This is a genomic window from Nostoc sp. 2RC, from assembly GCF_014222165.1.
Classification (GTDB): domain Bacteria; phylum Cyanobacteriota; class Cyanobacteriia; order Cyanobacteriales; family Nostocaceae; genus Nostoc; species Nostoc linckia.
The window spans coordinates 1-9428 of record NZ_JACKZU010000332.1 but is presented as its reverse complement, the minus strand read 5'-3'; the positions used below and the strand labels follow the sequence as shown (position 1 = coordinate 9428).

Here is a 9428-nt window from a genome sequence, read left to right as displayed (position 1 = left end):
GGGTAAGGGGGAAAGGGGAAAGATTAAATTTATTCCTTTTTCCTTTTCCCTTTTCCCTTTTCCCTTTTCCCCTACCCCCATCTCCTTCATCCCCCCTTGCCAAAGTGGATAAAGAATCTCAGACTAAATTTTGAGGCCAGACGAATCAAACTTCCCTGTGTGGGATTTCATCGATGATTGAAAACAACGATACTTTGCTGCTAAAGGCTGCTAAAAGTGGCGATATTAAGGGGCTGCGTGGACTGCTGGCTGCTGGTGCTTTGGTAGATGCGTGCGATCGCCAAGGCACTACGGCGTTAATGTTTGCTGCTAATTTAGGCTACACGGAAATTGTGCGATCGCTCCTGGATGCTGGGGCAAATATCAACCTCAAAAGAAAACTCTATGGTTTGACGGCTTTGATGTTAGCAGCTAGCGCCAAACAACTTGACATTGTGCAACTTTTAATATCCAGAGGTGCGGATGTCAACGCCACCAATGAAGATGGCAGCACAGCTTTAATGGCAGCAGTAGTTAAAGGTTATGTGGATGTAGTACGAGTTTTGTTGGCTGCTGGTGCAGGAGTAGATATCACCGATAAAGATGATGATACGGCTTTGAAGTTGGCAGTTAAGCACGGACGTGTAGAAGTTATAAAAGCGATTCTGGAAACTGGTATAGATGTTAATGTCCCAGATGAAGAGGGTGAGACACCCTTAATGTTAGCGGCAGATTTGGGACATTTAGAGGTTGTCCAAGCACTGTTGGCGGCGGGGGCTGATGTCAAGGCAAAAAACGCTGCTGGAGGAAGTGCGTTATTAGCGGCGGCGGCGGCGGGACATAATGCGATCGTATCCGCTTTACTAGATGGAGATGCCGAAATTAATCTCCAAGATGGAGATGGTGAAACAGCTTTACACCTTGCTGCTGTGGAAGGCTACGTTGATGTGGTGGAAGTGTTGCTTAACAAAGGTGCAGATGTCCAAATTACAAACCACCTTGGTGACACACCATTGTTAGTGGCAGCATTACAAGGACACAGCGATATTGTGGAAGCTTTGTTACGTTCTGGGGCAGATATTTCTGGAAAAAACCTCGGTGAATTACCTTTGACGTTGGCTGCATCACAAGGACACACCCAAACGGTGAAAGTGTTGCTAGACTATGGTGCTGACGCCAATATTCCAGCAGATGATGGCAAAAGCGCTTTAACTAAAGCAACCGAACGCCAGCATACACAAGTAATAAAAATGCTCTTAACAAAGGGCGCAGATGTAAATTTTCAAGACTCAGCCAAAGCAACAGCATTGATGTGGGCTGCTTCAGCAGGTGATGGAAATATTGTGCAGTTATTAATCCAAGCCGGGGCAGATTTGAATTTGAAAAACCGAGGCGGTTACACTGCTTTGATGATTGCAGAATTTAATGGTTACCAAAATATAGTGCGGAGTTTACAAAAAGCCGGGGCGCAGGAATAAGGGCAAGGGGGACAGCAGACTTCTAAGAGAAGTAGGGAAAAGGGGAAGGGAAAGGGGGAAAGGTTTGGTATTTTCCCTTTCCCCTTTAACCTTTTCCCTTTTCCCACAACAAAGAGTGTAAAAAGCACTTTTGCAAAAGGTCTAGTAGACAAGGCGGACAAGGTAGCTATTTTTCTCCACTCTCTCCCCATACCCTAAATTCTGATACCTTTATTCTCTGTTTATAAAAAATTGTTATAAACGTCTTGACAAAATATGAAATCAAAGTTATTTACTTAAATACCAACAACGGTTTACAAAAACCAAAAGTTGCAACTTAATATCGCGTTTAGCTAGAGCGCGAGATTTGTTTACTGACGGATAGCGGATTTCATGCGTCTTGTGAAGTCAAACATCAATTCTTAGATTCTTCTGGGATTTAGATGGCAGAAACTAAAAAAAGCAAAAATCCGTCGCAGCTGTTGTGAGCTTGCTGCAACGGATGAAGGAAAAATCAAAACGCCGAGATGGAGCAGGGGAAATGCTTGCGCCACAAGGATAGAAAGCGGGCAAAAATGAAGAAGGGAATTTACCTTGATTACTTTGTAGCTTTTACCTTGTACCTTTTACCCAGTCTCCCCCTCGGCGTTTCCTACTGTGCTAGATGTGCAAAATATATAGTTTTTATTTCACCAGAAAAGTATTCAAAACATCATTTTTAATGTATTCTGTAACACTAGCAAGACAAGTGATTAATTAAAAAAGCTTGATTTATAAGTATTTGGGCAATCGCTACGGAAATCCCAGAGAATATAAATAAAATATTAAATTTAGTATAATCACTGTAATCAATTTCCAATTATCGGTAATTTGATGAGTATCGAAATTTAGACCAAGTTGAAAAAGGGGGTAGGTAATGGGGAGTGGAGAGTGGTACATTTTTATTACTTTTTACCTGTCAAGAGTTCGCCGTTCCCCCAACCTTATATCTTGCACGTGTTGGGATAAACCACTAATAGGCAAATAGAAGTGTAAAAAAGTGACTTCAGCAGCAAGTAAATCTTTAAGTAGACAAAAGAAATTTATAGTAATTTTTATAATTGATTCTAACTTTTAGTATGTAGGGTGCGTTAATTCGTTAACACACCCTACATACTATATTTCCCGTTATAGACACGGAAAATAAGAAAACATTTATTATTATTCTGCAACTTTTCTTACTTCCTCCACATCTAGTTCTAAACGTTCAGCAATTTGTTGAATACTTAATCCTAGTTCCAGCAAAATTGGTATCATTTTCAATTTTGTTTCTAGTTTCCCTTCCTCCTTACCTTCTTCTTTTGCTTCTTGATAAACTCTAGTTTCTTTCAGTAAGTTTAAATTCAGCATAGTTTCTATCTCCTTGCGGCTTAAGTTAGGAAACTTGTAGACTATGATTGTCTCTATAAATTCTAGAACTTTTCTTTGAATGAGAGTGTCTATCAATTCCTCCTTAGCTTTGTCAATTAGGTTTTTAGCCAATTCTCTGGCTTTATTTTCACTCTCTACAACTAAGCGCACAATTCCTATTCCTAGAGAATTATCTCGCGCGTCGTCAAGTTCATCTAGGTAAAAGCGACGTAGATGAGGTTCCAACAAGGAACGATAACGTTGGGGATAGCTACGTTCATTGCTACGTTTGTCATAGATAACTACTAAAATCGGATTACGATATATTAGTTTTGGGTTATTTAGATCTAATAGCAGCATAGTTAGTTTTATAAATAGGCAGCGTTTCTTTAGCTTGTGCAGAAACAGAGCTATTTTCTGGAATAGCTTCTAATAAATTAATAGCTTGTTCCCATTTATCTTTTGCTTGCTGGCGAGTTATTGCTGAATGAGGTGAATTATGAACAAAAAAGGTAGCTTCTATTGCTAACTTTTGCGCTGATTTTAAGTTGTTGATTGCTTTTTTTTCAGTTAATACTATTTTACTGATAGCGGCATAGTTAGCTTGATAACGAGTTAATTTATTTTTGGCTTGATTAGCAACTGATGTTTGAGGAGGAATACTATTTAATAACTTGATTGCTTGATGCCATTTAGTTTCTGCTTGTTGCCATACTTGTAGAGAATGTGGTGGCTTTTGCACTAGAGAAGCAGCTTCTAAACCTAGTTTTTGAGCAGATTTAAAATTAGCGATCGCTCTTTGCTCTGGATTTAAATTTCGACTTTCTAATTGAAGGTTTTGATTTGGCATTTGCCGACTACAAAAACCTAATAATAATATGGTTGAGACTATAAAAAAAGCGGAATTTAATATTTTTGATGTGGTAATTTTTATGGGTTTTTCTAATTCATTATTATGAATTATCTTTTTAGTACTTTGTTGCTCTATTTTTTTTAGAGCTTGTTCTGCTTGTTTTTTTAAAGAGTCACTGTGAATAATTAAACTTGCAGTCTGTTCTTGAAAAATATCACAATCATTCAAAATATTTGTGAGTTCTTGGATTTTTCCATCAGTTGTGATAATTAATTCGTGGTCATCATCCAACCACTCTAAAGTAAATCCAGATTTTCCACAAAAAGCAGAAATTCCTAATAAAATAGTAAGCAAACTATGACTAGTTTTGACAGTATTAAAAATATAATTTAATTTTTGTTCTAACTGTAATAATTCATGTTGATACTTACTGAGTTGTTGCAGTTGAAATTCTAATTTTTTGGGGTTATTAAACATTAAATTGATTTTTAATTTTTCGGCAATTTCTTGAAAATTAACAGGCAAGCTGATATGGTAACTATCAGAATTGAATTGATTCACCAATTGAACATCACTGAGAATATCAGCAGCTAACGCCTGCAAAAAATAACCCCATTCAATCCAGGCATCGATTTTTTTATCTAAATCAATTAATGAAAATTTAGTTTCCCAATTACCAAATTTCGCGGCTAATACTGTATTTATTAATCCAACATCAGATACAAATAAACTGGCTGATGTATTAATTTTAGGAAGTGTGGCGATGGCGGAATTATTGAAATTGCCAAATTTTAATTCCTGAGTAATTAACTTTTGAATATTCCTGAGTTCTTCCTGAGCATTATTAATTAGGATAATTTGTTGCATGATTTCATGAGAATCGCCGATGGTGAGCTTCAAGCTTTGAATCAATTTTGGCAATTCACTGACCAGTAATTCGAGGTTAGCCATAAATACCCCTTAGGGATTTGTCGAAAATATATGCGAAACAATTAAAATGGCTGGAGTAAGAACATAACCACCTCTATTGCCTCTGAGCATCCTAAATGAATCACAAATTTCAGGAACTATTGAATATATAGTTCCCCAAAATCCTACTAAAGTAACAATTTGAGTTTAAAAATCCCAAAATAAAGACGAAACTACCTATTCACTAAGCTATGAATGAAGTTGATTTAGCATTTACCCCAGCACTAGAGTTAGCCCAATTAATCCGTCGCCGGGAAGTATCACCGCTAGAGTTGGTAGAAATATATTTAGAACGCATTGCACAGTTAAATCCCCAATTGGGAAGTTATTTTACACTCACAGCACAAACGGCCATCGAAGATGCCAAAGCTAAAACAGAATTACTAACAACTACCTCAGAACTACCACCATTTTTTGGTGTGCCGATTTCCATTAAAGACCTGAATGCTGTAGCTGGCGTTACTTGTACCTATGGAAATCCGGCATTAATTAACAATATTGCTAGCTATGATGATGTAGTGGTAACCAAGATTAAACAGGCTGGTTTTATTATTCTCGGTAAAACAGCCACTTCCGAATTAGGTTCATTGCCTTACAGCGAACCTACGGGTTTCCCCCCAGCAAGAAATCCGTGGAATTTAGAATACACCCCTGGCGGTTCTAGTGGTGGTGCGGCGGCGGCGGTAGCAGCAGGATTATGTGCCCTAGCCCAAGGTTCTGATGGCGGTGGTTCCATTCGGGGGCCTGCGGCTTGTTGTGGTTTGGTGGGACTCAAACCATCACGGGGTAGGGTGAGTAAGGCACCCGTGGGCGAACGCCTCGCCGGAATTGCCACCAACGGCCCAATAGCGCGGACTGTAGCTGATGCGGCTGCGCTTTTAGATGTGATATCTGGCTATGTCACAGGGGATCCTTACTGGTTACCAAATCCTGAAACATCTTTTCTCACCGCCAGCCAAACAAAACCCAGTTCTTTGCGAATAGCTTTTGACACTAGCATTATTCCTTTGGGAGAAGCTGACGCCAACTGTCAGCAAGGTGTCCGAGAAACAGTGAAGTTATTAGAAGAACTCGGACATCAAGTGGAACAAAAATCTCCAGATTTTAGCGGTTTAGTTGAACCATTTCAAATCGTTTGGCAAGCTGGGGTAGCAGCGTCAGGACTTCCTGTGGAAGCTTTGCAGCCATTAAATCGCTGGCTATTTGCCCGCACTGGTTCCGTAGCTGAGTATCTACAAGCAGTGGCCCAAATGCAGGTAGTAGCACGGCAAATTGTGGCGTTTTTCGATAGCGTGGATGTGCTGATATTGCCAGTTTATTTGCATTCACCCATCCGTGTTGGGGAATGGGCTAATTTGAGTCCAGAAGAGACATTCCAAAATATTGTTCAATGGGTTGCACCTTGTCCACCTGCCAACGCAACTGGACAACCAGCGATCGCCATTCCTGTAGGATTTGATAGTAAGGGTTTACCCATCAGCGTACAGCTCATTGGCAAACCGGCAGCAGAAGCCACACTCATCAGCCTAGCAGCACAAATCGAAGCAGCTAAACCTTGGATTAGGCATCGTCCATCCTTTGCAATTTAGTCATTGGTCATTAGTGTTTTTAAAGACAAAGCGCAAAGTCTAGCCACTACGTTCCTGTCGCCTTGCGTTGCAAAGCAAGTGACGTTGAGCCAAGGCTTCCTTGGCTCAGAACTTTGTAAGACAGGTATAATATGCAATTTCAATGCGTAACAGCTTAATAACTTTTGAATCGATATTTCTCTAATAATTCCTTTACTTGGGCGGCTACTAGAGGATGTGGATCGTTTTGTAATTGGGGCAGGATTTGGAAGAGGACGCGCTGTGAAACCATATTCAAGTATGCAATGGCGGCTTCTCGAACAAAGCCAGTGGGATGGCGTAAACTAGCTAAAATCTCAGAACTTGTGAGTCGGATACGAGCAACTTGAGCAAAATGAAAACAGCAAGCGAGACACCAGTCTGAAAGCAAATTACCTAACAGTAATAATCTGTGGAGGCGATCGCTAACAAACATACTTTCATATTCCACAATTTTTGCTTCTACTAAATGTTGTAATTTTTCCGGCTCTGTTCGCCGATCTAAAATATTCAACAATAGCGACTTGGAAGGCAAAGTTACGGTGTGTTCTAGGATTTCTAACCCCCGCGCTAAGTTGACCACTGAAAGCGATCGCAAATTAAACGCTGCTGCTTGCATCTTTTCTGGGGAATAAAGCAGTCTTAGTAAAAGTAACAACCGTTCTCTGACATCTAGTTCTAATTCTCTCAGGGAGCGTTGCAATAATTCACAAACAATCAAAATCCTTTCACTGGATTGATAATCTTCTTGTTTGTCTATATTTTGAAAGTCTATATAAGCACCGTAAATTTCACCTAAAAATCGTAATTCCTGCTCGATTAATTTTTCTACCCGACTTTCATAAAAGCGATCGCCTAAACCTGTAATTCCCGGTTGTTTGTGTATTTTGAGTAAGCTGTGAAGAATATGATCCCTGGTAGTACCCCAACAGGTTTCTAAGTTTTCCCATAAAGCCTCCATTGCTTCTTGAGTACCAATTTGAGCAATGGTACGCCAAGCATACATCCGCACTACTTCTGGTTTGTAAATATCCGTAGCCAACTGCAAGAGCATATTTAGGGCTTCATTTTCCAGCCGCGTTAGGGCTAACATTGCGGTGCTACGGGTTGATTTGTAGTAAAGTGCAGCAATCAGCGCACAATAGTACTCTTCTGAGTGAGTTGCGGCAATCATTTCTAAGACAGCACAACGCACTCGTAAAGATTCGTCTTGTAACAAATTTGGAATGTGAATTCGTAACGCTTGCAAATAAACTGCTTCTCTGAGTGCCCTAACTCCATTTATCCGTTCCCGTTCTTGCTTATGAGTCAACATTCGGCGCATGGTTTTAGTCGCTGCTACCTTTTGTATGGGAGTTCCTTGGCGTAAAACTAAAGCAGCGGCGGTGGCGCGGATCAGTGAGTTATGTCGGGGATTGAGGTATTCTTCCAGGAGGCTTAAATTGGGATTTGGGTCAGCTAGCCAAATGTAGCGCAGCGCCAGGGCAAAAACTTCGGGGTTAGTTTCTTGGGATTGTTCCAACAAAGGACGGATAGCAGTTACATAGACGGGATTTGCACCCCCCATCAGCATCACTTCCAAACTTTGGCACTGCAAATCCGGGGTTAACTTCACTAATAAAGGTGCTAAAACTTCCGCAGCACCTTGGGAATCAATTTGAGCTAAAAGTTCAATGCAAGAGTGTTTATCTGCCTCATTGCCTTTTTCAGCCAATGCTTTGACTACGCCTTGTTTAAAGAATTTGAGACCGACATTGGTTGCACTTAGTTGACCTCGTGCCACACTTAAAACTAACAAATCAACGTAACGCGATCGCAATTGACAGACTACTTTTAAACAAGTGCCGGCTATCAGCATTGTTTCTGCTACTAACACCCATTTTTGTAGCGGCTCAGGTACAAAATGCTTAGAAATTAATAAAGTGACAAAAATTACCAATCCTGTCAACCCTGTGGCGATGGCTTCCGCAGTTCCCCCAGATAAAGTTTGCATCTGGCTGCGAATTGCTTCTGGAATTGGTTGATAGAGTATGGGGCCGCTACTCATCACAAAGGTGTAGCGTAGAAGTTCATCGCAGAATTTGACAATTACTAAACCCCAGAAAAAACTCTGCGATTGCATTCCTGGGATTAAATGCAAAAATACCAACACTCCTGGGAGTAAAAAGCCTATAGCGATTGGTAAAAGCGTGGCAGTAAAAAATACTCCCATTCGTTCAATCAGTCGGCTAGAAATAAACCACTGGATTAACAACTCACACAAGCCCAACATGCCACCAAACAGACCCAAGAAGCTAGCCAGTTCCTGGTCGTTTAAACTTGATTGGAGTTCGCGCAAATACTGAAAATCCACTAACAACCCAATCACCTGCAACAAACCCACAAAAGCAAATAAATGCCAAACATAGCGTTTCAAAGGACTTTTGAGGAAACGCTGTCGTGAAACTTGTTCCCCAGGAATTGTGATTTGTGGAGTTTCCGGAAACGCAGCTCGATACTGATGAGTTAAATAAAATAAAATCGCCGATCCCAATAAAATCACCGCACAGGCGATGAGGATCACCTTATTCAGTCTGGCGTACTGCACTAACCAAGGCAAACTAAAACCACTAATGACATCTGCTACCAAAAGACCGCTACTCACCAGTGGATAAGTGCGCTTAATTTCTCGAATGTTAAATATTTGGTTGGCAACAATAGACGTGTTGAGGTCATTGAGTACATAAAGTGCGTCTACCCACAGCCGCAACAGAAACACCAAAATCACCGCCAGGTAGGAAACATTTGTTCCCCAACGTAACAAAACCAATAAAACTAATGGCGTCACCATACAAGGTGCTATGGCCACAATTACCTGACGTAAAGGAAAAACCTTTTGCAACCAAGAATATAAAAAAACCAGTCCCGTACTCACAACAGCACTAGCAACATACATCCAAGGTAGTAGATTAGTCTCATATTCGCCCAAAAACAGTGCTACTGTACTATCCTCTGCCCACCGCAATCCTACAGATACAACAGTGTAAAATACGAACATTAATTGAGTGCGTTCGCTCTCCTCTGGCCGGAGATTCACCCACTGTAGCAATCGTGGTAAAGCAACTTTATTTACAGCCAACCAGTGATTTTTCATTTTGGCGCATTGGGCATTGGGCATGGGGCATGGGGCATTGG

The 9428-nt window shown here is 40.7% G+C and carries 5 protein-coding genes; 2 read left to right on the top strand and 3 right to left on the bottom strand.

Annotated features, from left to right (window positions below; genetic code table 11):
• The first annotated feature begins 173 nt into the window (after nucleotides 1-173).
• Nucleotides 174-1457 carry an ankyrin repeat domain-containing protein gene (locus GNE10_RS27165; RefSeq protein ID WP_185568617.1) on the top strand — a complete coding sequence of 428 codons (1284 nt, stop codon included), beginning with the start codon at nucleotides 174-176 and terminating at the stop codon, nucleotides 1455-1457.
• A gap of 1179 nt (nucleotides 1458-2636) precedes the next feature.
• On the opposite strand, the gene GNE10_RS27160 is transcribed toward GNE10_RS27165, so the two are convergent.
• Nucleotides 2637-3185 (bottom strand): Rpn family recombination-promoting nuclease/putative transposase, encoded by a 549-nt coding sequence (locus tag GNE10_RS27160; RefSeq protein WP_185568615.1) that lies wholly within the window; start codon nucleotides 3183-3185, stop codon nucleotides 2637-2639.
• On the bottom strand, nucleotides 3163-4629 hold the full coding sequence (locus tag GNE10_RS27155) for a hypothetical protein (protein WP_185568613.1): 1467 nt from the start codon (nucleotides 4627-4629) through the stop codon (nucleotides 3163-3165). The genes GNE10_RS27160 and GNE10_RS27155 overlap by 23 nt, the downstream gene beginning before the upstream one ends.
• Before the next feature lie 209 nt (nucleotides 4630-4838).
• On the opposite strand from GNE10_RS27155, the gene GNE10_RS27150 reads away from it, so the two are divergent.
• Nucleotides 4839-6236 (top strand): amidase, encoded by a 1398-nt coding sequence (locus GNE10_RS27150; protein ID WP_185568611.1) that lies wholly within the window; start codon nucleotides 4839-4841, stop codon nucleotides 6234-6236.
• A gap of 154 nt (nucleotides 6237-6390) precedes the next feature.
• Here GNE10_RS27150 and GNE10_RS27145 read toward each other — a convergent pair whose 3' ends face one another.
• Nucleotides 6391-9411 carry an MFS transporter gene (locus GNE10_RS27145; protein WP_185568619.1) on the bottom strand — a complete coding sequence of 1007 codons (3021 nt, stop codon included), beginning with the start codon at nucleotides 9409-9411 and terminating at the stop codon, nucleotides 6391-6393.
• Between the last annotated feature and the right edge of the window lie 17 nt (nucleotides 9412-9428).

Coding starts and splice junctions, on each gene's coding strand:
- GNE10_RS27165 (WP_185568617.1), top strand. CDS start 174: ATGATTGAAAACAACGATACTTTGCTGCTAAAGGCTGCTAAAAGTGGC.
- GNE10_RS27160 (WP_185568615.1), bottom strand. CDS start 3,185: ATGCTGCTATTAGATCTAAATAACCCAAAACTAATATATCGTAATCCG.
- GNE10_RS27155 (WP_185568613.1), bottom strand. CDS start 4,629: ATGGCTAACCTCGAATTACTGGTCAGTGAATTGCCAAAATTGATTCAA.
- GNE10_RS27150 (WP_185568611.1), top strand. CDS start 4,839: ATGAATGAAGTTGATTTAGCATTTACCCCAGCACTAGAGTTAGCCCAA.
- GNE10_RS27145 (WP_185568619.1), bottom strand. CDS start 9,411: ATGCCCAATGCCCAATGCGCCAAAATGAAAAATCACTGGTTGGCTGTA.